This window comes from Streptosporangium pseudovulgare (assembly GCF_014648055.1).
Classification (GTDB): Bacteria; Actinomycetota; Actinomycetes; order Streptosporangiales; family Streptosporangiaceae; genus Streptosporangium; species Streptosporangium pseudovulgare.
In genome coordinates this window covers 737,421-758,297 of record NZ_BMQJ01000001.1, presented here as the reverse complement: position 1 = coordinate 758,297, position 20,877 = coordinate 737,421, and the positions used below count along the sequence as shown (strand labels likewise).

The 20,877-nt window shown below is 72.5% G+C and carries 23 protein-coding genes and 1 pseudogene; 11 read left to right on the top strand and 13 right to left on the bottom strand.

The annotated features are described in order from the left end of the window. Positions 1–75: 75 nt before the first annotated feature. From IEZ10_RS03320 to IEZ10_RS03305, 4 genes are all read right to left on the bottom strand, one after another. Complete coding sequence (locus IEZ10_RS03320; RefSeq protein WP_189244900.1) at positions 76–945, bottom strand: 1,4-dihydroxy-2-naphthoate polyprenyltransferase; 870 nt, start codon at positions 943–945, stop codon at positions 76–78. A gap of 85 nt (positions 946–1,030) precedes the next feature. After that, positions 1,031–1,642, bottom strand: coding sequence for a GNAT family N-acetyltransferase (locus IEZ10_RS03315; RefSeq protein ID WP_189244899.1), 612 nt, complete (start codon positions 1,640–1,642; stop codon positions 1,031–1,033). A 106-nt stretch (positions 1,643–1,748) separates the two neighbouring features. Then, positions 1,749–2,402: a CGNR zinc finger domain-containing protein gene (locus IEZ10_RS03310; protein WP_189244898.1), complete on the bottom strand. Its 654-nt coding sequence runs from the start codon at positions 2,400–2,402 to the stop codon at positions 1,749–1,751. A 120-nt stretch (positions 2,403–2,522) separates the two neighbouring features. After that, on the bottom strand, positions 2,523–3,905 hold the full coding sequence (locus IEZ10_RS03305; RefSeq protein ID WP_229810931.1) for an aminotransferase-like domain-containing protein: 1,383 nt from the start codon (positions 3,903–3,905) through the stop codon (positions 2,523–2,525). Positions 3,906–3,963: 58 nt separating this feature from the next. On the opposite strand from IEZ10_RS03305, the gene IEZ10_RS03300 reads away from it, so the two are divergent. Both IEZ10_RS03300 and IEZ10_RS03295 read left to right on the top strand, forming a co-directional pair. Further along, positions 3,964–4,854 (top strand): DMT family transporter, encoded by an 891-nt coding sequence (locus IEZ10_RS03300; protein WP_229810885.1) that lies wholly within the window; start codon positions 3,964–3,966, stop codon positions 4,852–4,854. Between the two features lie 70 nt (positions 4,855–4,924). Then, on the top strand, positions 4,925–5,947 hold the full coding sequence (locus tag IEZ10_RS03295; RefSeq protein WP_189244895.1) for a hypothetical protein: 1,023 nt from the start codon (positions 4,925–4,927) through the stop codon (positions 5,945–5,947). 57 nt (positions 5,948–6,004) lie between these two features. Here IEZ10_RS03295 and IEZ10_RS03290 read toward each other — a convergent pair whose 3' ends face one another. Then, entirely contained in the window at positions 6,005–6,205 is a 201-nt protein-coding gene (locus IEZ10_RS03290; RefSeq protein WP_189244894.1) for a hypothetical protein, read from the bottom strand. 90 nt (positions 6,206–6,295) lie between these two features. Then, positions 6,296–6,658: a cupin domain-containing protein gene (locus tag IEZ10_RS03285; RefSeq protein WP_189244893.1), complete on the bottom strand. Its 363-nt coding sequence runs from the start codon at positions 6,656–6,658 to the stop codon at positions 6,296–6,298. A 195-nt stretch (positions 6,659–6,853) separates the two neighbouring features. Here IEZ10_RS03285 and IEZ10_RS03280 point away from each other — a divergent pair, with 195 nt between their 5' ends. Together IEZ10_RS03280 and IEZ10_RS03275 are read left to right on the top strand one after the other, a co-directional pair. Further along, positions 6,854–7,330 carry a peroxiredoxin gene (locus IEZ10_RS03280; RefSeq protein ID WP_189244892.1) on the top strand — a complete coding sequence of 159 codons (477 nt, stop codon included), beginning with the start codon at positions 6,854–6,856 and terminating at the stop codon, positions 7,328–7,330. Positions 7,331–7,418: 88 nt separating this feature from the next. Beyond that, positions 7,419–7,721, top strand: coding sequence for a putative quinol monooxygenase (locus IEZ10_RS03275; RefSeq protein WP_189244891.1), 303 nt, complete (start codon positions 7,419–7,421; stop codon positions 7,719–7,721). A 42-nt stretch (positions 7,722–7,763) separates the two neighbouring features. Here IEZ10_RS03275 and IEZ10_RS03270 read toward each other — a convergent pair whose 3' ends face one another. Both IEZ10_RS03270 and IEZ10_RS03265 read right to left on the bottom strand, forming a co-directional pair. Continuing rightward, the gene (locus IEZ10_RS03270) at positions 7,764–8,255 is read right to left on the bottom strand and encodes a GntR family transcriptional regulator (RefSeq protein ID WP_189244890.1); all 492 of its coding nucleotides are present in this window, start codon (positions 8,253–8,255) and stop codon (positions 7,764–7,766) included. A 202-nt stretch (positions 8,256–8,457) separates the two neighbouring features. Then, positions 8,458–8,850: pseudogene (locus tag IEZ10_RS03265) on the bottom strand (GntR family transcriptional regulator); the annotation flags it as partial. A gap of 106 nt (positions 8,851–8,956) precedes the next feature. Between IEZ10_RS03265 and IEZ10_RS03260 the strand changes: the two are divergent. Next, complete coding sequence (locus IEZ10_RS03260) at positions 8,957–9,277, top strand: hypothetical protein (protein WP_229810884.1); 321 nt, start codon at positions 8,957–8,959, stop codon at positions 9,275–9,277. A gap of 404 nt (positions 9,278–9,681) precedes the next feature. Here the strand turns inward: IEZ10_RS03260 and IEZ10_RS03255 are convergent, their stop codons facing one another. Continuing rightward, a complete protein-coding gene (locus IEZ10_RS03255; protein WP_189244889.1) occupies positions 9,682–10,347 on the bottom strand; it encodes a JAB domain-containing protein in 666 nt (221 codons plus the stop codon). A 240-nt stretch (positions 10,348–10,587) separates the two neighbouring features. Next, positions 10,588–11,373: a GntR family transcriptional regulator gene (locus tag IEZ10_RS03250; RefSeq protein ID WP_189244888.1), complete on the bottom strand. Its 786-nt coding sequence runs from the start codon at positions 11,371–11,373 to the stop codon at positions 10,588–10,590. Positions 11,374–11,931: 558 nt separating this feature from the next. On the opposite strand from IEZ10_RS03250, the gene dapA reads away from it, so the two are divergent. Both dapA and IEZ10_RS03240 read left to right on the top strand, forming a co-directional pair. Beyond that, a complete protein-coding gene (gene dapA, locus IEZ10_RS03245; protein ID WP_189244887.1) occupies positions 11,932–12,855 on the top strand; it encodes a 4-hydroxy-tetrahydrodipicolinate synthase in 924 nt (307 codons plus the stop codon). Between the two features lie 151 nt (positions 12,856–13,006). After that, entirely contained in the window at positions 13,007–14,692 is a 1,686-nt protein-coding gene (locus tag IEZ10_RS03240) for a ribonuclease J (RefSeq protein ID WP_189244886.1), read from the top strand. A 112-nt stretch (positions 14,693–14,804) separates the two neighbouring features. Here the strand turns inward: IEZ10_RS03240 and IEZ10_RS03235 are convergent, their stop codons facing one another. Together IEZ10_RS03235 and IEZ10_RS03230 are read right to left on the bottom strand one after the other, a co-directional pair. After that, complete coding sequence (locus tag IEZ10_RS03235; RefSeq protein ID WP_189244885.1) at positions 14,805–15,182, bottom strand: MerR family transcriptional regulator; 378 nt, start codon at positions 15,180–15,182, stop codon at positions 14,805–14,807. Between the two features lie 103 nt (positions 15,183–15,285). Beyond that, positions 15,286–16,308 (bottom strand): MDR family NADP-dependent oxidoreductase, encoded by a 1,023-nt coding sequence (locus tag IEZ10_RS03230; RefSeq protein WP_189244884.1) that lies wholly within the window; start codon positions 16,306–16,308, stop codon positions 15,286–15,288. Between the two features lie 190 nt (positions 16,309–16,498). On the opposite strand from IEZ10_RS03230, the gene kduI reads away from it, so the two are divergent. The 4 genes from kduI (at position 16,499) to IEZ10_RS03210 (ending at position 19,159) form a co-directional block, all read left to right on the top strand. Next, the gene (gene kduI, locus IEZ10_RS03225; RefSeq protein ID WP_189244883.1) at positions 16,499–17,311 is read left to right on the top strand and encodes a 5-dehydro-4-deoxy-D-glucuronate isomerase; all 813 of its coding nucleotides are present in this window, start codon (positions 16,499–16,501) and stop codon (positions 17,309–17,311) included. Then, positions 17,311–18,048 carry an SDR family oxidoreductase gene (locus tag IEZ10_RS03220; RefSeq protein ID WP_189244882.1) on the top strand — a complete coding sequence of 246 codons (738 nt, stop codon included), beginning with the start codon at positions 17,311–17,313 and terminating at the stop codon, positions 18,046–18,048. Before kduI ends, IEZ10_RS03220 begins: the two co-directional genes overlap by 1 nt. Positions 18,049–18,064: 16 nt before the next feature. Beyond that, a complete protein-coding gene (locus tag IEZ10_RS03215; RefSeq protein ID WP_189244881.1) occupies positions 18,065–18,829 on the top strand; it encodes an IclR family transcriptional regulator in 765 nt (254 codons plus the stop codon). Positions 18,830–18,973: 144 nt separating this feature from the next. Beyond that, the gene (locus IEZ10_RS03210; RefSeq protein ID WP_189244880.1) at positions 18,974–19,159 is read left to right on the top strand and encodes a tautomerase family protein; all 186 of its coding nucleotides are present in this window, start codon (positions 18,974–18,976) and stop codon (positions 19,157–19,159) included. A 166-nt stretch (positions 19,160–19,325) separates the two neighbouring features. Here the strand turns inward: IEZ10_RS03210 and IEZ10_RS03205 are convergent, their stop codons facing one another. After that, positions 19,326–20,822, bottom strand: coding sequence for a sodium:solute symporter family protein (locus IEZ10_RS03205; RefSeq protein WP_189244879.1), 1,497 nt, complete (start codon positions 20,820–20,822; stop codon positions 19,326–19,328). Positions 20,823–20,877: the final 55 nt, after the last annotated feature.

Below are 20,877 nucleotides of genomic sequence, written 5' to 3'. Positions count from 1 at the left end.
CGCGCCCCGATGTGACATCGGGGCGCGGTGCCCGGCGGCCGGGCGCCGGGGCCGCCGGCCGGGCCGTACCGAAGGTCAGAGGGCGAGGCCGACGGTGAACAGCAGGCCGAAGGCGAGCTGGAAGCGGCCCGTCTGCTGGAGCGTGGCGATCAGGGCCGGGCCGGTGGCGCCGCGCCCGACGAACAGCACCGGGGCGATCGCCAGCGGCGCGGACAGGATGGCCAGCGCCCCGAACGGCCGCCACACCGCCATGACGAGCGCGACGGCCAGCGGCAGGACCAGGCAGAGGGTGTAGAGGACGCGGGTGCGGCTGTCGCCCAGCACCACGGCCATGGTGCGCTTGCCCGCCGGGCCGTCGGTGGTGATGTCGCGCAGGTTGTTGATCACCAGCATCGCGCAGGCCAGCAGGCCGACCGGCACGGAGGCCGCCAGAGCGGTCCAGGAGAGCCGTTCGAGCTGGACGAACGTCGTGCCCGCCGTCGCCACCAGACCGAAGAACACGAACACCGACAGCTCGCCGAGCGCGCGGTAGCCGTAGGGCCGGGAGCCGCCGGTGTAGAACCAGGCCGCCGCGATCGCCAGCGCGCCCACCGCCAGCAGCCACCACGCCCGGGTGACCAGGACCAGCGCCAGCCCCGCCACCGCGGCGGCGGCGAAGCAGCCCAGGGCCGCGGCGAGGACCTGACGGGGGGCCGCCGCCCCCGAGCCGACCAGGCGCATCGGCCCGACCCGCTGGTCGTCGGTGCCGCGCACGCCGTCGCTGTAGTCGTTGGAGTAGTTCACCCCGATCTGCAGGGCGAGCGCCACGAACAGGGCGATCAGGGCGCGCCACCACACCGCCCCGTCGTCCCCGATCGCGACGCCGGTGCCGACGGCGACGGGGACGACGGCGGCGGGAAGGGTACGCGGACGTGCTCCGGCGATCCACTGGCTCGGGGTGGCCATGGGCTGCGGGGTTCCTCTCGGGCGTTGTCACCGGTCCGCGGCCGCCCCGGACGCCTCGCGGCCCCGGACCGGCGCGCGCCGGCGTTCAGCTGATGTCGGTGGCCAGGCGGACCATCCGCACCGGCCGCCCCATGTTAAGGACCCGCTCGGCGCCGTCCTCACCCCACCCCGCCGATTCCAGGAACCCGAGGGTCCGGTGGTTGTCGGCGAAGGCCCACGTCACGATGGTTTGGTAGCCGTCGTCGCGGAGGTAGTCGACCGTCGCGTTGAGCAGGCGGCTGCCGTGCCCCCGCCGGACGTAGTCGGGATCCACCAGGAAGCTGAGCATCTCCGCCGTGGTGTCCGGGTTCAGGTCGGGGTCCTCGGCCGGGGCGTGGGAGGCAAGGCCCACCACGCGCTCGGCGCCTCGCATCGCCGCGGCCGCCTCGATCCCGCCGGGGCCGAGCGCGGGGAACGCGTCGGTGTCGAGGACGACCTGCTCGACCGCCACCAGCACCCGGTGGCGGGAGGACGGCGGGCTGGTGATCGCCTCGTCCCACTGGCGCCGCCACATCGCCTCGGCCGCCGCATTGGTCATCTGCTCGAGCGGTCCCTCGGGAAGGAAGTCCCGGTAACCGTATTTCCAGGCGCGAATCTGGGTGCTCGTCACCGCGGCGACATCATCGTGCCGAGCCACCCGCACGCCTACGTCTGCCATCTCGGCCCGCTCCTTTGCTGCCGTGCCGTCGCCTCAGGACGCGCTGCCTCGCGGTTCTCCGGCCACGCGAGCGGGCATCAGGCACGGTGATCCGTGAGACAGGCCCCTACACCGTATCGGGGAATCCGGCTCGTAGATGACGCGATCCGGTCTCCGCCTGGCGCCGTGCCCGATATGCCCGGGTCTTTGTGCGGTTGCCGCACACCCTCATGGAACACCAGGACCGTGAGCGGTTCTTCGAGGAGTCGACGAACGCCCACTGGCAGGTGCTCTCGGTGCACACCTTCAGTCTGGGCCACATCCCGGCGGCGTGCGCGGCCATCACCGCCGCCGCGATCCGCGCCAGACCCGCGGGCACCCCCTCCGCGACCGGCTCCAGGGCCGGTCCGCCGGCCGTCAGGGCCACCCGCAGCGGGAGCCCGGCGAAGACCCGCGACGGGGGGCCGGGCCGCCCGCCGGCGGCGCCGTCGCCCCCCGGCCCGTCGGGACCGCCGGAGCCGCCGGAGCCGCCGGAGCCGCCGGAGCCGTCGGGGGCATCGGCGGCGCGGGCGTCGTGGTTGCGGCGGAGCGCCTCGCGCAGGGTCTCCCGCAGGGCGACGGCGAGGGCGAGGTCGTCACCGGTGGCCGCGTCGGACGGCGCGGTCAGTCCGCGCCCGGCGAGCCAGGCGGCCAGCGCGGCGGGGGACGGGACCGCGTCGGTGCCGCTCTCGACGTCATAGGTGTTCACGAAGTCGCAGACCAGGGCGGCAGGATCGTTCATCGGGGCGATCACCTCTTCGCAACCACTGTATGGCATTAGAGGGTTGTATTCCGTGCGACTCCATCGTGACCGGTTCGATGGTGTTTCCGCAGGGCGGACAGGTGCCGCCGTACGGGTCCGTCAGCGGGTCTCCTCCAGCGCGGCCGCCAGCCGCCGCACCCCCTCGGCCAGCTCCACCGCGTGGGCGGCGGCCGAGTGGGTCACCCGGATGCGCGGCCCGGGGGGCTCGGCCGGGTGGTAGATGCGGCCGGGACTGACCGTGACGCCCGCCCGCCGGGCCGCCTCCACCACCGCGTCCTCGTCGGTGCCGGCCGGCAGCCGTAACCACAGGTGGAGTCCGCCCGCGGGCACGAGGTGGATCCCGGCGGCCGGCAGGCGGGCGGTGAGCTCCGTGACCAGCGCGGTCCTGCGGGCCGCCAGCTCGGCGCCCAGCGTCGCCAGGTGGCGGGGCCAGGCGGGGGAGCCGACGAGCTCCAGCGCCGTCTCCTGGAGCAGCCTGGGCACGAAGAACGACTCCACGACCTGGCTCGCCCGCAGCCGCAGCGCGGCGGGCCCGCGGGCGACGACCCCGGCGACCCGCATGCCCGCCGACAGCGGCTTGGTCAGCGAGTTGACGTGCACGACGGTGCCGTGGGAGTCCAGCGCGACCAGCGGGGGCGGGGCGGGAGAGGTCGTCAGGTATCTGGCGTAGTCGTCCTCGACGACGAACGCCCCGGCGGCCCGCGCCACCGCGAGCACCTGGCGCCGCCGGTCCAGGGGCAGTGTCGCGCCGGTGGGGTTGTGCAGGGTGGGCTGGCAGTAGAAGATCCGGGCGCCCGTCACCGCGAACGCCTCCGCGAGCAGCTCCGGCCGCACCCCGTCGCGGTCCACCGGCACGGCCGTGGCCCGCAGCCCGGCCGCCCGCGCGGCGGCGAGCGCGCCCGGGTAGGTGGGCGTCTCGACGAGGACGGGTGTGCCCGGCGCGGCCAGCGCGCGGAAGGCGTGGGTCAGGGCGGCCTGGCCCCCGGCGGCCACCAGGACGTCGGCCGCGGTCATGCCGCCGCCGACCTCCCGGGCGAACCACCCGCGCAGTCCGGCCAGGCCGTTCAGCGGCGGCGTGTCCCAGACGCCGGGACGGCGTGCCGCGCGGGAGGCCGCGGCCGACAGCGCCCGCTCCGGCCGCAGCGCCTCCGGGAGATAGCCGCCGGTGAGCGGGACGACGCCCTCCGGCGCGGGGGTGAGCAGACCGCTCACCGCGGCGTCGTCCACCACCCGGTCACCGAGGGCCACCGTCTGCCAGGACAGGTCCGCCGCGTCGTCCGGGCGGGGAGCGGCGGCGGCGACGTAGGTGCCGCTGCCGGGCCTGACCACCACCCGGCCCTCGGCGGCGAGCCGTCCCAGGGCCCGCGACACGGTCACCGGGCTCACGCCGTAGGCCCGCACCAGCTCGCGGCTCGACGGCAGCCGGTCGCCGGGGCGCATCCGGGCCGCGGTCTCCCTGATGCTGGCCGCCAATCGGACGATACTGCTATCGTCATTCATGATGGTTAAGAGTAGCGCTATTGTCCGGAATCGAGTAGCGGTGCCCCACCCGGAGGCTCTGCCGGGTACGGCGTGGCGCGGCACCCTCCTCGCCGGACTCGGCGTGCTGACGTTCTCCATGTCGTTCCCGGCCACGGCGTTCGCGATGAGGGGCTTCGACCCCTATCTCGTGGCCGTCGGCCGGGCCGCCGTCGCCGCCGCCGCGGCGCTGGTCTTCCTCCTCGCCACCCGGGCGCCCCTGCTGCCGCCCCGTCGCCTGCTCGGCTCCTACCTGCTCATCGTGGCCGGCGTCGTGATCGGCTTCCCCCTCTTCAGCGGCCTGGCGCTCGACGCCGGGGCGAGCGCCTCCCACGCCGCGGTGGTCATCGGGCTGCTGCCCGCCGCCACCGCCGCCTGCGCCGCCGTACGCGGCGGGGAGCGGCCCCGGCCGCTGTTCTGGGCGACGTGCGCCCTGGGCGCCGCGGCGATCACCGCCTTCACCCTCAGCCGGGGCGGCGGCCACGTCACCGGGGCCGACCTGCTGCTCGTCGGCGCGCTCGTGTCGGCCGCCGTCGGCTACACCGAGGGCGGCCGGCTCGCCCGCGAGATCCCCGGTTCACGGGTCATCTCCCACGCCCTCGTCGTCGCCGCGCCCCTCACCGTCCCGGTGACCGTCGCGCTGGCGCTGGCGACGGAGTCGCGGCCGGACGCGGTGTCGGTCGCGGGATTCGCCTACGTCGGCCTGTTCTCCATGTTCCTCGGCTTCATCCCCTGGTACGCCGGCCTGGCCGCGGGCGGCATCGCCCGTGCCGGCCAGACCCAGCTCGCCCAGCCGCTGCTGACGCTGGTGTGGGCCTGGCTCCTGATGGGCGAGCGGTTCGGGCCGGTCACGGTCGTGGCGGCCGTCGCGGTGCTCGCGTGTGTCGCCGCCTCCCAGCGGGCACGCTCTTGAAAGATTGTGACATCCGGGCGCAGGATGTGAGCTGTGCCTGTCACAACCGGGCGGCCGAAGGGGTGGCATCATGGCGGACCTGACGGTTCCCGAGGGCGGGTTCTGGCCCGCCCCCGCGGTTCCCCAACCGAACATCTACCCGATGGAATGGCGGGTCGAGACCGAGAAGCTGGCGGCCATCTACGAGAAGTCCAAGCGCATGGTCTGGAACCCGGCGGACCTGCCCTGGGACGACCTCGACCCGGCCGCCTTCACGACCGAGCAGCGGCTCGGGATCATGTACTGGTTCTCCGTGCTGGCCAACTTCGACGCCTCCGGCCCGGCGGTCTTCGCCCGCGCCACCATCCAGGCGTTCGAGAAGCACGAGGAGGACCCAGTCCGCAAGTGCTTCTTCTCGATCACCCGCGACGAGATGAACCACGAGGAGTGCTGCCAGCGCGCCATCGCCAGGCTGTGGCCGGGCGGCCCGCTCGACTGGACCCCGGTCACCGACCTGGAGAAGGCCGCCCACAACAACATCGGCTGGCTCTACCACAACGGCGGCCGCTACTGGACCGGCTACAACAGCGCCGTCGGCAAGTACACCCTGCCGGTGCTGTTCACCAGCTTCATGATGGGGGAGATGGCGGCCTCCACCCTCTTCCGCGGCATGGCGAGCGGCACCAGACACCCGGTCTTCAGCGAGATGTTCCACCGCATCGGCCGTGACGAGTCCCGCCACCTGCAGATCTGCATGACCATCCTCGACAAGGAGTGGCCCGGCCTCACCGACGACACCCGCACGCTGATCACCCGGCAGCTCCGGGCGGGGTTCGTGTTCCTGTCCATGATCCTGTGGGAGCCGCCGGACGGCTTCTGGGAGCTTCCGCCGTACTTCCTGGCCAACCACCGCGTCCTGATGGGCCACGCGCGCGACGCGGGCCTGGGGGTGCTCTCCTACGAGGAGCAGGCCGACAACTGGCGGGTGGCGATGGCCAAGATCCGGGTCATCGTGCAGCGCTGGGGCATCGAGTTCCCCGCGATCCCCGAGCTCGACATCGACGGCGTCCAGGTCGACGTCCTCGACCCGGACGACATCATCCCGGTGTTCTGAGCGGGCACCCGGCACCGGACGCCCGATGCCGGGCGCCGGCGCGCGCCGGCCGGCGGATCAGAGGTGGAACCAGTGGATCCGCCGGCAGGCCGAGCACACGTAGCAGGTCGCGTCGCGGTTGGCCCAGTCGAGGTTCATGAAGGTCATCCCCGTGGTCTGCAGCTTCCAGGAATGCTGCTCGAACTGTTCGTTGCCACAGGTGTCGCAGGTCAGGTGACGGCCGTCGGGAAAGGTGACGGTCCGGGATTCAGCGCTCATGCCCCGATGCTGGCGCGCGGAGCGGGCACGCGCGCGGACGGGCGGGTTACGGTTCACTCCGCCGGGGCCCGCGGTGATGCCGATAAGGACTCAGGAGACGGCGTAGCCGGGGACGGACGGCCAGCGCACGGTCAGCACCACCGACTCCTCCTCGGCGTACCAGGAGTGGTCCACGCCCTGCCCCCACACCACGTAGTCACCCTGCTCGGCCAGGACCACGCTGCGTCCGGGCAGCTCCACCCGGAACCGCCCGCTGATCAGCACCAGCAGCGCGGTGCGCTTCTCGCCCCGCACCCACTCCGCGCGCTCGTCGCCGCGAGGGTGCACGCCCCACTTGATCTCCACGTCCTCGCTGTGCCGTACGTCGCCGACCGGCTTGAAGTGCCCGAGCAGCCAGCCGCGGTCACCGGGGGCGTCCACGCCGGCGTTGCCCACGTACACGTTCTCCGTCATGGGCGGCGACGCTAGCACGCCGCTTCACTGGGGCGGCCACCGCCGCCGGCCCCGTGGAAAGCCCCGTACGGCCGGTCGCCGGGGCCCTGTTCCGCGGGCCGTCGCCCACCCCACAATGGGGGGCCGGAGAACCGGGGCACGGTCCCGCTCCAGGGCGGGAGAGGACGCGCCGGCGGCGCGAGGGAAGGACGAGGCATGAGTGGTGGGCCCGCGGTCGGGGACGTGGTCGAGGACTTCGAACTTCCCGACGAGACCGGTAAGGCGCGGCGCCTCAGCGACCTGCTGGCGGAAGGGCCGGTGGTGCTGTTCTTCTACCCGGCCGCCATGACCTCCGGCTGCACGGCCGAGAGCTGCCACTTCCGCGACCTGGCCGGCGACTTCGCCGCGCTGGGGGCCCACCCGGTCGGGATCAGCCGCGACGGTGTCGCCCGGCAGAAGAGGTTCGCCGACACCTACGGGCTGGGCTTCCCCCTGCTGTCCGACCCCGGCGGCGCCGTCGCCCGCGCGCTGGGCGTCCGCCGTACCTTCGCGGCCGGGCCGTTCCTGACCCGCCGGATGACCTTCGTCATCGACACCGACCGCCGCGTGCTGGAGGTCGTGCACAGCGAGACGAACATGCGCGTCCACGCCGACCGGGCCCTCGCGGCCCTGCGCTCACGCGCCGGCGCGTGATCCCGCGGGTGAATCCGGTAGCCATGGTCCCGGTCTGGGAACGCTGAGGGTGAGAGGTCCTTCATCGGAGAGACCCGCGGGAGGCGACATGGTCACCCTGGGATTGCTCACCCTGCTGGAAGTCAAGCCGGGCAAGGAGGAGGCGGCGGAGGGCTTCCTGACCGAGGCCCTCCAACTCGTCGAGAAGGAGCCGGGGACCACGGACTGGTTCGCCATGCGCCTGGGCTCCACCCTGTACGCGATCTTCGGCGCGTTCCCCGACGAGGAGGCCCGCACCGCCCACATGTCGGGTGAGCTGATCCGGGCGCTGTCGGAGCAGGCCCCGGACCTCTTCGAGAAGGCCCCGGCGATCAACCCGTTCGGCGTCGTCGCCGCCAAGTCGCCGGGATAGCCCGGAGAGCGCGGCACTCCAGGGCTCCGGAGGCTCCGGGGCTCAGCGCCCGGCCGCAGCGCCGGGCCACTTCTCCTCGGGGGAGACGTACGTGCCGCGATGGGAGACGGTGAAGACCCATCCCTGCTCGCGGAGGTGCGCCACGGCGTTCCGGACGGTGGCCTTGGCGACGCCGTACTGCGCCATGAGCGCCTTCTCGCTGGGGATGGCGCGGTTCGGTGGGAAGTCGCTCCGCCGGATGCGGCCGACGACATCTTCGGCTATCCGCTGATAACGGGGTGTCCTACGGGGTTCGCGTGGTACGTCCGGCTCGCCGACGAAGGTGCCTTCGCCTCGGACCGTGTGGACGAGCCCCTGTTCGCGTAGCTCCCGGGCGACGCGCCGCGCGGTCGTGCGGGCGATGCCGTACTCGCTTTCCAACTCCGTCTCGCTGGGCACGGCTTCGCCGGGGATGATCTCCCCGCCCAGGATCCGCTCGCGGATCACCTCGGCGATCTGCTTGTAGAGCGGTATGGGACCGTCTCGATCGAGCACGACCGAGCTCTAGACGGGGGAGGACGTCCGTACATACCGAATGCGGTGATCGGCGGGTGGGAAGACCGGCGCCCCGATATGAGGGAGCGGACGGCCCCGGGAAGGCCGGATCATTCGGCGGGCCATTTCTCTCCTGCGGGGAGACGAAGCTTCCGCGCTGCGGCACGGTGTAGATCCATCCCTGCTCGCGGAGGAGGGCGACGGCCCGGCGGGCGGTCTCCCGCGCCACGTCGTACTCCTGGGTCAGGGTCATCTCACTGGGGATGGGGCGACGTGGCCGGATGGCGCCGCTGCGGATGCGTTCGATCATGTCTTCCGCGATCTGCCGGTACATCGGCGTCTTCCTCGGCTGCCGGGTTCCCTCGCCGGGAGGCCCCACGAAAGTGCCCTCACCTTGAACGGTGTAGAGGAGCCCTTCCTCGCGCAGCAGTCGCACCGCTCGCCTGGCGGTCGTCCTCGCGACGCCGAACTCATCTCTGATGGCGGTCTCGCTGGCGACGGGATGGCCAGGGGAGAGCTTTCCCTCGGCGATCCGCTCCCGGATGATCTCGGCGATCTGGAGGTAGAGGTGGGTGTCTCCATCGTAGTCGAGCACATTGAAAAGGTAGACGAACAGACACGAGCCCTGCCATAACGGTACGTCTAAGAGACAAGACGTTCAGGCTTTGACGGAGAGATACGACTAGACATATAGTTAGGGCGTGGCCAAGCAGCGGAGGGGCGGGAAGGCGCTCGGCAGGCTGGAGGAGGTTCATCACAGCCTTCATCCCGCTTCGCCGAACTCGGAGCACGGGCTGGTCGACTGGCGGCCCGAGCGGCCGAGGACCTCGCGGGTGCGGGTGAAGGAGCACACCTGCGACTGCCTGGCCACGTTCTACGAGCTGTGTCAGGCGGGAGGGCTGATGTTCGTACGGCGAACGGAGCGGCGGAACGGCGTGACGGTCGTCCACGAGTCACCGTGGGAGATCGCAAGCCGGACGCAGGAGCTCTGGCGCCGCCTGCTGGCCGGCGCCGCGCGGTGACGGCCGATGAACGTGCCCGGCGGCGGGACGCGCAGAGGTCTCCCGCCGCCGGGCATACCAACCACCCGTCTCTTGGGGGGCCATGGCGCTCGAGGCGGGAGGCGGTCCCGCATCGGTGGAGGGCCGATGCGGGACCACAGGAATCCCCGGCGGGCGACCCCATGCCGCCCGCCGGGGCCCGGCCGTCCGGCGAGTCGCTTCCCACGCTCCATCGGCTCGCCGGGTCCGGTCCTGTTCCGCGGGTTTCCGCCGTGGCGAGGATCGGCCGGACGTCTCCTCACGATGTCGTGAGGAGACGCCTGGCCGGCCACGGCGGGGGAGGGGTCCGCGAACAGGCCCGGGGTGGGGCGCCGTGCCGTCCGGGTGGCACGGCGCCCTCACTCCGAACCACCTCGGAGACGTCGTCAGGGGGTGCCGAGGCCGACCCGGCGCCAGGCGGTGTCGGTGACGATCACATGGTCCAGGAAGCGGAGACCGACGGTCTCGGCCGCCTCGCGCAGGCGCGCGGTGAGCTCCAGATCGTCGGGGCTGGGATCGAGGGAGCCGCCGGGGTGGTTGTGGGCGAGGCCGAAGGAGATGCCGCCCGAGGTCAGGGCCGTGCTGACGATCTCGCGGACGGACACCGGGACGTGGTCTCCGCCGCCCTCGCTGACGACCGCCCGGCGGGTCACCGCGCCCCCGGCGTCGCAGACCACGACGACCACGCGCTCGCGGCCGAGGCCGCGCAGCAGCGGCGCGGTGACCGCGGCGAGGTCTCCCGAGCAGGTGATCCGCCGCCGCTCCGGCTCCGACTGCGCCTGGCGCACCAGGTGGAAGGCGGCGATCACCCGGGCGGCCTTGGCGGGGCCGATGCCGGGGACGGACATCAGGCGGTGGGCGTCGGAGCGGGCCAGTCCGCGAAGGTCGCCGCAGTGCGCGATCAGGTGGGAGGCGAGCTCCACCGCGTTGGTGCCCCGGCTCCCCGAGCCGATCAGCAGTGCGAGCAGCTCCCGGTCGGCCAGCGCGGTCGCGCCGTTCGACAGGAGCCGCTCGCGAGGCTGGTCGCTGGGGGGCATGTCCTTGACGCGCACGCGAGGCACCTCCGGCTCGGGAAACCAGGTCGGTTGTACCAGGGGCCGCCGACATTCCGGCCTGCCCGGGACCAAGGGAGTCCACGGGGCCCGCGGGACCTCTCGGGCCCGCCGCGGCGGGAATCCGGTTTCGTCGTACGGCGTTCCACGGCGGCCCGCATGGCCCGCATGGCCCGCATGGCCCGCATGGCCCGCATGGCCCGCATGGCCCGCATGGCCCGCAAGGCTCGCGGAGCGGGTCTACTGCTGGACCGCGTGAGTGTAGATCAGGCGGAAGCGGTCGCCCGGGATGACGATGTCGCTGGTCTCGACCGGGCGGTCGCCGGCCCAGTGGGTGCGCTCCACGTGCAGGACGTGGACGCCCGCGGGCAGGGCGAGCGCGTCGCTCTCGGCGGGCTGGGGGACGCGGGTGCGGACCTGTTCCACGATCTCGGTGACCTTGATGCCGAGGGCGGCGAGGCGGCCGGCCGGCCCGCGGAGATGCTCATCGGGACCGGCGCCGGGACCTGAACCAAGGCTGGAGCCCAGGACGGAGCCGAAGCCGGCGCCGGGACCGGGCTCGCCGAGCCCGGCGGGCTCGTAGGAGGTGGCGAGCTGGATCGGCCTGCCGTCGCCGCGGAAGACGTAGTGGGTGCGAGCCACCGTGGCGCAGCCGCCCAGACGCAGGCGCAGGGCGATGTCGGGGGTGGCCGTGGCCGTATCGGATCGGCGGTCGCAGGTGACGCGCACGTCCTCGGGACCGGGGTCGGCGCCGAAGGGGACGTGGTGGTCGTGGAGGCGCCAGCGGTGCAGGGGCAGCAGCACCGGCTGGGCCCGCACGTAGTGGCCGGAGCCGACGCGGCCGACGATCAGGCCCTCGGCGGCGAGCACGCGCAGCGCGTGCCGGGCCGCGGTCTCGCCCACGCCGTACTTGCGGGTGAGCTGGGCGCGGGAGGGGACGGGCGCGCCGGGGAGCAGGGAGCCGTCGACGATCTGGCGGCGGATGTCGGCGACGACGCGCAGGTAGACAGGATCGGAGGTTGCCACGATGTCCATCCCAGGGGTCGGCGGGCGTCGCCTCATCCTGTCGTATACGCGACGACACGGAGGGTGATCGTGACTGTTTGGAGCCCCAACTTTGCCTTCCGCCGAAAGCGCCAGAAAATATCTCAGAGACCGTGTAACGCCCGAGTAAGCGGCCCCGATTCAACGGAAGAGACCGCCGATGTGTGTACCCCCGAGCACATATCGGCGGTCTCTCGCATGTCCGGTGAGCAACGACGTCCGGTCGGTGACCCGACATGGCGTATGTTGAAGATTTTTTTGCCATAAAAGTGGGAAAACCGGGCTGCTCCGGTCTCGCCTGACCGTCACCCCGGGAAGGCTTCGAGTACTGTGGGGTGTGGCTCGGGAGCCGACGGGGAAGACGTCCCGGGAGCGGGAACGGCCCGCTCCGGCGGCCGCCGCGTCCGCGCCCGCGTCCATGCCCGTCGCCTGCGGCGGAGCGTCGCGAGCCGATCCGTCCTCACCGGCCCGTCCTCGTGAGTAGCGCGGACGGGGTGGCGGGGTCAACCGTTTTGAGGGAGTCCGGGTACCGTTCGGTCTATGACAGCGCCGACGAGAGCCTCTGACGCGCCCTTCGGGCGCATGCTGACCGCGATGGTCACGCCGTTCGCCGAGGACGGCTCGGTCGACTATGAGGGGGCTCGGCGCCTGGCGGCCTATCTGGTGGACGAGCAGCGCAACGACGGCCTCGTCGTGAGCGGCACGACGGGCGAGTCGCCCACGACCTCCGACGAGGAGAAGGAGCGTCTCCTGCGCGCCGTCGTCGAGACGGTCGGTGACCGCGCCGTGGTCGTCGCCGGGGCGGGCAGCAACGACACCCGCCACAGCGTCGAGCTGGCCAGGGCCGCGGAGCGGGCCGGGGCGCACGGCCTGCTGGTGGTCACCCCGTACTACAGCAAGCCGCCGCAGGAGGGGCTCCACCGCCACTTCACCGCCGTCGCCGACGCCACCGGTTTGCCCGTCATGCTGTACGACATCCCGGGACGCACCGGCGTGCCGATCGCGACCGAGACCCTCCTGCGGCTGGCGGCCCACGAGCGGATCGTCGCGGTCAAGGACGCCAAGGCCGACCTGTTCGCCGCCTCGCAGGTGATGGCCGCGACGGGCCTGGCGTTCTACTCGGGTGACGACGCGCTCAACCTGCCGTGGCTGTCGGTCGGCGCCGCGGGCTGCGTCAGCGTGATCGGGCACGTGGCGGGCGCGGACATCGCCGCCCTGATGGAGCGGTACCGCGCGGGCGACGTCTCGGGCGCGCTCGCCGTACACCGCAGGCTGCTCCCGGTGATCTCCGGGATCATGACGCAGGCCGGCGGGGCGATCATGGCGAAGGCGGCGCTGGCCCTGCTGGGCCGCCCGGCCGGATCCGTGCGGCCGCCCCTGGCGGAGGCCACGGAGCAGCAGGTCGCGCGGTTGCGAGAAGACTTGGTCGCGGGCGGCGTGAAGCTGCCCGACGGGGTTGCATGACAAAGGAAACGTGGCGGCCGCAGGTGGCCGCAGTGGGGAGGAACGGAAGCTTGAGCCACAGAGAACATGGAGAACGTGGGGGGCACCCCGTCCGGCCGAGGTCCGCGGCACCCGGTGAGGGATTCGCGGCGCACCGGGAAGGGGTGACCGGATGAGCCACCCCCACCCGGATCTCGGGACGCCGCCGCCGCTGGCCGAGGGCGGGCTGCGCATCGTCGCGCTGGGCGGCCTCGGGGAGATCGGCCGCAACATGGCGGTCTTCGAGCACGACGGACGCCTGCTGATCGTCGACTGCGGGGTGCTGTTCCCCGAGCCCGAGCAGCCCGGCATCGACCTGATCCTTCCCGACTTCGAATACATCCGCGACCGGATGGACGACGTCGAGGCGCTGGTGCTGACCCACGGCCACGAGGACCACATCGGCGCCGTGCCGTACCTGCTGCGCGAGCGGCGTGACATCCCGATCGTGGGATCGAGGCTGACGCTGGCGCTGGTGGAGGCCAAGCTCACCGAGCACCGCATCCAGCCGGTCAAGGTCGAGGTCGTCGAGGGAGAGCGGCACCGGTTCGGGCCGTTCGAGACCGAGTTCTTCGCGGTCAACCACTCGATCCCGGACGCGCTCGCCGTCGCGATCAGGACGTCGGCCGGGCTGGTGCTGCACACCGGTGACTTCCGGATGGACCAGCTGCCGATGGACGGCCGCCTGACCGACCTGGGGGGCTTCGCCAGGCTCGGGGCCGAGGGCGTGGACCTGCTGATGTCCGACTCGACCAACGCCGAGGTGCCGGGGTTCGTCACCAGCGAGCGGGAGATCGCGCCGGTCATCGACGAGGTGATCCGCACCGCGCAGAAGCGCGTGATCGTGGCGAGCTTCGCCTCCCACGTGCACCGGGTCCAGCAGGTGATGGACGCCGCGGCCAACCACGGCCGCAAGGTCGCGCTGGTCGGCCGCTCGATGATCCGCAACATGGGCATCGCCCGCGACCTGGGCTACCTGAAGGTGCCGCCGGAGCTGATCATCGACTCCAGGGACGTCGAGGCCCTCCCGCCGGAGGACCTGGTGCTGATCTGCACCGGCTCCCAGGGCGAGCCGATGGCCGCGCTGTCGCGCATGGCCAACCGCGACCACCCGATCCGGATCGCCGAGGGCGACACCGTGCTGATGGCGTCCTCGCTGGTGCCGGGCAACGAGACCGCCGTCAACCGGGTGATCAACGGCCTGACCCGGTGGGGCGCCCGCGTGGTGCACAAGGGCAACGCGAAGGTGCACGTCTCCGGGCACGCCGCCGCGGGCGAGCTGCTGTACCTGCTCAACGTGACCCGGCCGTCCAACTTCATGCCGGTGCACGGCGAGTGGCGGCACATGCGGGCGCACGCCGAGCTGGCCGCGCTGACCGGGGTGCCGCGCGACCACATCGTGATCGCCGAGGACGGCGTCGTGGTGGACCTCGTCGACGGCCGCGCCCGGCTCACCGGCGCGGTCTCCGCCGGGTACGTCTACGTGGACGGCACCTCCGTGGGCGACGTCACCGACTTCGCGCTGAAGGACCGGCGGATCCTGGGCGAGGAGGGCTTCATCTCCATCGTCATCGTGGTCGACTCCGCCACCGGCAAGCTGGCCGGCGGCCCGGAGATCCACGCCCGGGGCTCCGGCATCGACCCGGACATGTTCGACGAGATCCTGCCGCAGATCGAGAGGGCGCTGGAGAACAACGCGGCCGACGGGGTCGCCGACGCCCAGCAGATCCGCCGGGTGGTCCGCAGGACCGTCGGCCGGTGGGTGAGCGACACCTACCGCCGCCGCCCGATGATCGTCCCGGTGATCATCGAGGTCTGACGGTCCCGCGTTCCGGAGGGGTTCCCGCCGTGTGGCGGGAACCCCTTTTCCGTCGGACCGTGAGGCCGCGAGGGCACGCTGTACGCGGGCGTGCGGTCACGGGGCCACGCGGCTACGGGGCCACGGTGTCCTGGACGCCGGTCCGGGTGGCGAGCCGCTCGCGCAGCCGGGTCAGGCGGGCGATCTCCTCGTCGAGCGCCGCGAGCCGGCGTCCGACGACCCCCCTGCCCTCGGCGCACCCGGGGGCGTCGTACGGCGGGTCGTCGCCCTCCAGGAGGTGGAGGCGATCGGCGCGGCTCCGCACGTCCTCGACGGTCAGCCCGAGGGACAGCAGCTCGCGGACGATTCGTATCCGGGCCACCTCGCGGGGGCCGTACTCCCGCTGCCCGGACGCCGTGCGCGGCGGCGGGGGCAGCAGCCCGCGCTGCTCGTAGAAGCGCAGCGCGCGCGGGGTGGTCCCCGCCGCGGCCGCCGCGTCGCCGATCCTCATCAGCCCTCCGGCACCCGGGTTCTCGCGTTCCGCGGCCCCGCCCCGGCGGGGCCCGGGTCCTGTTTTGTGAATCTCCGCCGTAACGAGGATCCACGAGCAGAACCTAGAGCTCCACGATAACGGTGCCGAGGTGCCGGCCGTGGAACACCTCGTGCAGCGTCCGCGGGGCGTTCTCGATGCCGCGGACCCGCACGTGCGGGAAGACGAGGTCGCCGGAGCGCAGCCAGCCGCCGAAGCGCTCATTCCACCGTGAGAGCTCCTCAGAGCCGCCGAAGCCGCCGAAGCCGCGGATCGTGACCTGCCTGAGGATGAGCCGGTAGGAGTCCAGCTCGACCGGCGCCTCGGTGCCGGAACCGTGCGGAGACAGCTGACCGGACAGCGCGCCGACCAGGACGAACCGTGCCCCGGGCCGGGCCGCCGCCACCGCGGCCCGCAGTTGCTCGCCGCCGACGTTGTCCAGCAGTACGTCGACGCCGTCGGGCGCGACCCGCGCGAGCTGCTCGCCGATCGGGCCCGCGCCGCGGACCACTGCCGCGTCGTAGCCGAGTTCGGAGACCAGCCGCGCGGCCTTCTCCGGCGAGCCGGCGCTGCCGATCACCCGGCCCGCGCCGAGCAGCCGGGCGATCTGCCCGGCCATCGAGCCGACCGCCCCGCCGCCGCCCGAGACGAAGACCGTGTCGCCGGGCCGGATCTCGGCGTCCCTGGTCAGTGCGGTGTAGGCCAACCGGCCCGGTGCCAGGTGGGCGGCCGGATCGGGCAGGGAGCCGTCCAGCGGGGTGCAGCCTGTGACGTCCACGGCCGCGTACTCGCGCCACCCGAGCCAGTGCGAGACCAGGTCGCCGGGGCGCAGCCCGCTGCCCTCGGGGGCCGAGACGACCTCGCCGACGGCTGCCCCGAACAGGGTGTCTCCGGGGCGCAGCGGCGGGAACGGCGCACCGTCCACGCCCTCGCCGATGAGGGTGCGCAGCGCGGCGAACACGTGGAAGAAGCGGTTCCTGACCAGGGCCTGGCCGTCCCCGGGCGCCGGCAGTGGGGTCTCGGCGATCTCGAAGTGCTCCGGGCCCGGCAGGCCGTCGGGCAGGGCGGCCAGCCGGACTTCGCGGGAGACACGCGGCGGAGTGGGCATGCGATGTTCCTCTGTGGAGTGGGGGAATGCGGGAGGCCGGGGGGTGTGCGGCGTCGCGACGTTAACCCTTGACCCGCGCGTCAGGGGCAAGCCCGCGAGGAGCTGCGCCGTACGCTCGACATGTTCTATGTAACAGGCTTTAATTCCATGTAATAGAACAACTCTGATCAACAGAGAACATGGAGGGTCGATGGAGGTACGGCACGCCACGGCGCCCGACCAGATCCCCGGCGCGACCACCGAGTGGCTGCGCCGCCGCTTCCTGGCGGAGCAGCTCTTCGTGCCCGGGGAGGTCCGCCTGGTCCACTCGCACCACGACCGCATCGTCGTCGGCGGCGCGCTGCCCGGCGACGGGCCGCTGGAGCTGCCCTGCCCCGACGGGCTGCGGGCCGGGTACTTCCTGGAGCGCCGCGAGCTGGGCGTGGTCAACGTGGGCGAGACGGGCACGGTGACGGTGGACGGCACGCCGTACGAGCTGTCCGGGAAGGAGTGCCTGTACGCCGGGATGGGGGCGCGGGAGGTGACGTTCGAGGGCGGCCCGTTCTACCTCGTCTCCACCCCCGCGCACGCCTCCCTCCCCACGATGAAGACCACCCTGGAGGACGCCGAGCCCGTACGGCTGGGCTCCCCCGAGGGCTCCAACGAGCGCACGATCCACAAGTACGTCCACGCCGAGGGCATCCGGAGCTGCCAGCTCGTGCTCGGCGTGACCGTGCTCGCGCCCGGCAGCATGTGGAACACCATGCCCTGCCACACCCACGAGCGCAGGACCGAGGTCTACTTCTACTTCGATCTGCCCGCCGACCAGCGGGTGATCCACCTGATGGGGCGCCCCGACGAGACCCGCAACCTCGTGGTCGCCGACCGCCAGGCGGTGATCTCGCCGCCCTGGTCGGTGCACTGCGGTTTCGGCACGCACAGCTACTCCTTCGTCTGGGCGATGGGCGGGGAGAACCAGGCGTACGACGACGTGGAGCAGGTCGCGATCGGTGAGATGCGCTGATGTTCTCGCTGGAGGGCAGGACCGCGCTCGTCACCGGCGCCCGGACCGGGATCGGCCGGGCGGTCGCGGTGGGCCTGGCGGCCGCCGGGGCCGACCTGGTGCTGCACGGGCGGGACGACGACCTGGACGAGGTCGAGGCCGAGGTCCGCAGGACCGGCCGGCGGGCGACGCGCTGGATCCTCGACCTGTCCGACCCGGGGCGGATCCCGGAGGCCGCCGAGCGGCTGGGCCCGGTCGACGTGCTGGTCAACAACGCCGGGATCATCCGCCGGGCCCCGGCGGCCGGGCACTCCTACGCCGACTTCCGCGACGTGCTCGACGTCAACCTCGACGCGGTCTTCCTGCTCAGCCGGGCGGTCGGCGCGGGGATGCTCGCCCGGCGCTCGGGGAAGATCATCATGATCGCCTCGATGCTGTCGTTCCAGGGCGGGATCAACGTCCCCGGCTACACGGCCTCCAAGCACGCCGTCGCCGGGCTGACCAGGGCGCTGGCCTGCGAGTGGGCCGCCTCCGGCGTGCAGGTCAACGCGATCGCCCCCGGTTACATCGCGACGGAGAACACCCGGCGGCTGCGCGAGGACCGGGTGCGGGAGGCCGAGATCGCCGGGCGCATCCCGGCGGGCCGCTGGGGTGCGCCGGAGGATCTCGTGGGCGCGGCGGTCTTCCTCGCCTCCTCCGCGTCCGACTACGTCAACGGCCATCTGCTGGCGGTGGACGGAGGCTGGTTGGCGCGCTGACCAGTAGGCTCGCAGCGTGGTCAGGGAAGGCAGTTCTATTGACAAGGCGCTGGCGGTGCTGGAGGCGATCGCCGAGCACCACCGCGTGACCGACATCGCCGCGGTGACGGGCGTGTCGAAGTCGACGGTCCACCGTATCCTCCAGTCGCTCGTCGAGTGGGGCTTCGCGCGGTCCGACGGTTCCGGGGGCTACGAGCCCGGCCCCCGGATCCTCACCCTGGCGGGCCGGGTCATGAACCGCTTCGACCCGGCACGGCAGGCGGCCGGGGCGCTGCGGGCGCTGCACGAGCGCACCGGCTACACCACGCACTTCGCCGTCCGCAGCGGGGACGAGGCGGTCTACGTCGACAAGCTGGAGGGCCGCCGGCCGTACCAGATGCCCTCGCGGATCGGCATGAGCCTGCCCCTGCACTGCACCGCCATCGGCAAGGCCGTGCTGTCGCAGCTCCCGGAGGAGGAGGTGCGGGAGATCTGCGCCCGCGCGGGGCTGCCGGGGCGGACGCCCAACACCCTGGTGACCGCGGACGACCTGCTGGCCCACCTCGCCGTGGTCCGGGCCCGCGGGTACGCCCTGGACGACGAGGAGAACCTCCCGGGCGTGCTGTGCGTCGGCGCCCCGGTCCTCGACCACACGGGCCGGGTGCTCGGCGGCATCTCCATCTCCGCCCTCGCGATGGACCTCGGCCGCGAGGAGATCGAGCGGCTCGCCCCCGAGGTGGTGAGCGCCGCCCGGGAGGTCTCGCAGGCCCTCGGCGCCCCCGACCCGCCCCGGGCCCGCTGACCCTCTTCCCGCTCCGTACGGCGCCGCCGCCCGGTCACCCGCCGCTCCGCCCGGTCCGGCGGGACAGGTGCGCACGTTTCCATATTGTTTCATGTAATGGGATGTGCTCTCATGTAACGCAACAGATCGGAGTGGAGGTTCAGCATGCCGAACATCACCGTCGAACTGCTCTCGGGCCGCACCCTCGACCAGCGCAGGGAGTTCGTCAGCGCGGTGACCCAGGCCGCCGTGGACATCCTCAAGGTCCGTCCGGAGGCGGTGCGCATCGTCTTCACGGAGATCGAGAGGTCCGACGTCGCCAACGGCGGCGTCCTGGAGTCCGACAGGTAGGCGCGGGCGGGAGGGAACGCCCCGCCGCCGTCCGGTGAGGCACCGGGCGGCGACGGGCCCTCCCGTCCGCGTGGCGAGGCGGCGGGGCCGCCCCGGTGGCGCGATCGGGCGTCCGGGGCGGCCCGCGCGGTCTCCGGCGCGGGTACGGCCCGCCCCGGCGCCGCGGTCAGGCGCCCGCGGCGGCCCGCTCCGGCTCGGTGTCGTCGCCCAGGGAGTCGACCAGGGCGTCGCGGTCGGCCCGGTTCTCCGGCCTCAGCAGCCCGACCACCACGTAGAGGACCAGCGACGTGGCCAGCGGCACCCCGACCACCATCGCGGTGTCCTTGGACTCCAGGATCCACTTGACGTACGCCCAGACGCCCAGCCCCGCCGCCCAGGAGACGATCGCGGCGGTGGGGCCGCTCCGCTTGAACCAGGGGAGCATGCCCAGCATCAGCGGGATGGAGATCGGCCCCATCGTGGCCGCGACCAGGTCCACGACGATCTTCAGCACCACGCCCTCGCCCTGGGTGGCGATCGCGATCGTCATGCTCACCAGCACGAAGACGAACGTGGTCACCCGGGCGAAGGTCAGCTCCGCCCGCGCCGACAGGTCGCGCACCCGGCGGACGATCGCCGGCGCGATGTCCCTGGTGATCACGGAGGAGATCACGTTGGCGTCGGAGGCGACCATGGCCATGGTGTGCGAGAAGAAGCCGGCGAGCACCAGGCCGATCACGCCCTGCGGCAGCAGGGTCTGGGCCAGCCGTACGTAGGCCTCCTCGGGGTCGGCCAGGCCCGGAACGATGAGGGGAGCCGCGAACATCGGGATGAACAGCACCAGCGGCCAGACGAGCCACAGCGCGCTGGACAGCAGCGCCGACCGCCTGGCCGCCGAGCCCGAGGGTGAGGCCATGTAGCGCTGGGCCAGGTTCCACATGCCGCCGTTGTACTCGAAGGTCTTGATGAACAGCAGGGCGAGGAAGAACGTCGTGGTGTACGGCCCGGCGAACGGGTCGCCGTGTCCCGGGGGCAGCCTGTCCCACATCGTCCACAGGGTCGCCACGCCGTCCAGGTGGCTCATGATCGCGACGAACATGGCGACGCCCGCGACGCCCTGGATGACGAACTGCCCGAAGTCGGTCAGCACGTCGGCCCACAGGCCGCCGGCCGTGATGTAGACGAGGGTGACGACGCCGGTGATCGTGATGCCCCAGAAGATCGGCATCCCGGTGAAGCCCCGGAGCAGGATGGCGATCGCCACCCACTTGGCCGCGATGTCGACGACCTTCAGCAGCGCGCCGCTGTAGGCGAGCACCTGCTGGGTGGGCAGGTCGTAGCGGCGGGCGAGGTACTCCAGCGGTGAGACGACGCCGTGCCGGGACCTCAGCCGGTTCCACCGGGCCGCCCACAGGAACGCGCCGATGCCGACGCCGATGCCGATCGTCAGCGCCCACCAGACGTACATGGCCAGGCCGTAGGTGTAGGCCACCGCGGCGAACGCCACGAACATGACCGCGCTGTAGCCCGACATGTGGTGGGAGATGCCGGACAGCCACCAGGGGATCCGGCCTCCGGCGGTGAAGAAGTCGATCACGCTTCTGATCCGGCTCCTCGACCACACGCCGATGCCCACCATGACCAGGAAGTACGCGCCCAGAACGGACCAGTCGAGTGCGGACATGAAGTCTCCTCCCAACGCCTCGTTGGTGAGGAGGTTCTATTACACGAAACATCAT

Coding starts and splice junctions, on each gene's coding strand:
- IEZ10_RS03315 (WP_189244899.1), bottom strand. CDS start 1,642: ATGGCAGACGTAGGCGTGCGGGTGGCTCGGCACGATGATGTCGCCGCG.
- IEZ10_RS03280 (WP_189244892.1), top strand. CDS start 6,854: ATGAGTGGTGGGCCCGCGGTCGGGGACGTGGTCGAGGACTTCGAACTT.
- IEZ10_RS03320 (WP_189244900.1), bottom strand. CDS start 945: ATGGCCACCCCGAGCCAGTGGATCGCCGGAGCACGTCCGCGTACCCTT.
- IEZ10_RS03220 (WP_189244882.1), top strand. CDS start 17,311: ATGTTCTCGCTGGAGGGCAGGACCGCGCTCGTCACCGGCGCCCGGACC.
- IEZ10_RS03290 (WP_189244894.1), bottom strand. CDS start 6,205: ATGAGCGCTGAATCCCGGACCGTCACCTTTCCCGACGGCCGTCACCTG.
- IEZ10_RS03240 (WP_189244886.1), top strand. CDS start 13,007: ATGAGCCACCCCCACCCGGATCTCGGGACGCCGCCGCCGCTGGCCGAG.
- IEZ10_RS03230 (WP_189244884.1), bottom strand. CDS start 16,308: ATGCCCACTCCGCCGCGTGTCTCCCGCGAAGTCCGGCTGGCCGCCCTG.
- IEZ10_RS03210 (WP_189244880.1), top strand. CDS start 18,974: ATGCCGAACATCACCGTCGAACTGCTCTCGGGCCGCACCCTCGACCAG.
- IEZ10_RS03235 (WP_189244885.1), bottom strand. CDS start 15,182: ATGAGGATCGGCGACGCGGCGGCCGCGGCGGGGACCACCCCGCGCGCG.
- dapA (WP_189244887.1), top strand. CDS start 11,932: ATGACAGCGCCGACGAGAGCCTCTGACGCGCCCTTCGGGCGCATGCTG.
- IEZ10_RS03205 (WP_189244879.1), bottom strand. CDS start 20,822: ATGTCCGCACTCGACTGGTCCGTTCTGGGCGCGTACTTCCTGGTCATG.
- IEZ10_RS03285 (WP_189244893.1), bottom strand. CDS start 6,658: ATGACGGAGAACGTGTACGTGGGCAACGCCGGCGTGGACGCCCCCGGT.
- kduI (WP_189244883.1), top strand. CDS start 16,499: ATGGAGGTACGGCACGCCACGGCGCCCGACCAGATCCCCGGCGCGACC.
- IEZ10_RS03295 (WP_189244895.1), top strand. CDS start 4,925: ATGGCGGACCTGACGGTTCCCGAGGGCGGGTTCTGGCCCGCCCCCGCG.
- IEZ10_RS03310 (WP_189244898.1), bottom strand. CDS start 2,402: ATGAACGATCCTGCCGCCCTGGTCTGCGACTTCGTGAACACCTATGAC.
- IEZ10_RS03275 (WP_189244891.1), top strand. CDS start 7,419: ATGGTCACCCTGGGATTGCTCACCCTGCTGGAAGTCAAGCCGGGCAAG.